Source organism: Desulfofundulus thermosubterraneus DSM 16057 (assembly GCF_900142025.1).
Classification (GTDB): Bacteria; Bacillota; Desulfotomaculia; order Desulfotomaculales; family Desulfovirgulaceae; genus Desulfofundulus; species Desulfofundulus thermosubterraneus.
This window is the reverse complement of sequence record NZ_FQZM01000089.1, coordinates 1-1,994: the sequence shown is the minus strand read 5'-3', so window position 1 is coordinate 1,994 and position 1,994 is coordinate 1. Positions and strand designations below refer to the sequence as shown.

Sequence of the window (1,994 nt, the reverse complement as noted above, 5' to 3'; positions counted from 1 at the left end):
GCGGCCTGGCCCACTCGCCCAAGCTGGTGGGGGAAAGCATCACCCAGGCCAATGCGGCGGCCATGCGGGCGGTGACGCTGCTGGCCAGGGACCGCTTGGCCAACGTGGCCATCACCGCCACCGTCAACCCGCGGCGCTGCGTAGCTTGCGGGGTTTGCGTACAGGTATGCGACTACCAGGCTCGGAGCATAGACCCCTTAAGGCGGGTGGCCGACGTAAACGAGGCTCTGTGCCAGGGGTGCGGGGCCTGCGTGGCCGCCTGTCCCAACGGTGCATCCCAGCAAAAGGGGTTTGAAAAGGCTCAGCTCCTGGCCATGCTGGAGGCGGCCCTGGAAGCGGTGTAGGTTTGATCAGTAATGGCGATGCTTTGTAACAAGGAGGCAGCTACCGTGGCAACAAACAGCCAGCCAAGAGGCTCCGTGGTGGTTGTGGGCGCCGGCATCAGCGGGATGCAGTCGGCCCTGGACCTGGCCGAAGCGGGGTTTAAAGTCTACGTGGTGGAGCGGGGCCCCGCCATTGCCGGCCACATGTCCATGCTGGATAAAACATTCCCCACCAACGATTGCTCAATGTGCATCCTTTCCCCCAAAGTGGCCGACCTTGGGGGACATCACAATATCGAAGTGCTCACCCTGGCCGAGGTTACCGATTTGAGAGGCGAGCCGGGCGACTTTACCGTTACCGTCCACAAGCACCCCCGCTTTGTGGATTTAACCCGCTGTGTCAGCTGCGGCCGCTGCGAGCAGGTCTGCCCCCAGGAAGCGGCCGACGACTTCAACCAGGGCCTGGGTGTGCGCAAGGCCATCTACAAACCCTATGCCCAGGCTTTTCCCAACGCCTATGTGGTGGATCCCGACGCCTGCCTGCAGTGCGGCGCATGCGTGGAGAAATGCGCCCGCAAGGCCATTGACCACAATATGCGCGGGGAAGAATTGCAGATCCGGGCGGGGGCGGTGATCCTTTCCCCCGGCTTTGAGCTGTTCGATGCGGCTGTCCGGCCGGAGCTCGGTTACGGGCGCTTCCCCAACGTGGTTACCAGCCTGCAGTTTGAGCGGATCTTGAGCGCTTCGGGGCCATATGAAGGCCATCTGGTGCGGCCTTCCGACGGCAAAGAGCCCCGGCGCATCGCCTGGCTGCAGTGCGTGGGCTCCCGGGAGCCCCGCTCCGGGATCGATTACTGCTCGGCGGTGTGCTGCATGTACGCAACCAAGGAGGCCATCGTCGCCAGGGAACACACCCCCGGGCTGGAAACAACCATCTTTTACATGGATATGCGGGCTTACGGCAAGGGCTTTGAACAGTACTACCGGCGGGCGAAAGACGAGCTGGGTGTACGCTACGTCCGCTGTGTGGTATCCGAAGTGAAGGAAGTACCCGGCACCAGGAACCTGCTGCTGCGCTACCGCACCCCGGAAGGCATTTTCCGGGAGGAAGAGTTCGACATGGTGGTGCTGTCGGTGGGCATGCGCCCCGCCCGGGGAGCCCGGGAACTGGCCGCCGCCCTGGGGGTGGAGCTGAACCGGTTCGGTTTTTGCCGGAACGATCCGTTCAACCCGGTGGCTACCTCCAGGCCGGGGATCTTTGCCGGCGGCGCCTTTGCCGGTCCCAAGGACATTCCGGAGACGGTGACCGAGGCCAGTGCCGCGGCGGGCTGCGTTTCCCGGTTGTTGAGCGCCGCCCGGGGCAGCGAAACCCGGGTCAAGGAGTACCCCCCGGAAAGGCCGGTACATAAAGAGCCGCCCCGGGTGGGGGTGTTTGTCTGCCACTGCGGCATCAACATCGGCAGCGTGGTACGGGTGCCCGAGGTGGTGGAGTACGCCAAACACCTGCCGTGGGTGGTGCACGCCCAGGAGTTTCTCTTTGCCTGCGCCCAGGACAGCCTGGAGAAGATCCGTAAAATTATTGTCAACCGCAAGCTCAACCGGGTGGTGGTGGCGTCGTGCACGCCGCGGACCCACGCGCCGCTGTTCCAGAACGTTTTGAGGGAAGCGGGG

Annotated in this window: 2 protein-coding genes; both read left to right on the top strand. The window is 63.9% G+C overall.

Annotated features, from left to right (window positions below; genetic code table 11):
- A partial coding sequence (locus BUA65_RS17470) for a 4Fe-4S binding protein (RefSeq protein ID WP_114281530.1) occupies positions 1-344 on the top strand: 344 nt, incomplete at its 5' end.
- 45 nt (positions 345-389) lie between these two features.
- Positions 390-1,994 (top strand): CoB--CoM heterodisulfide reductase iron-sulfur subunit A family protein (locus BUA65_RS17465; protein ID WP_114281529.1); only part of this gene is annotated, 1,605 nt, incomplete at its 3' end.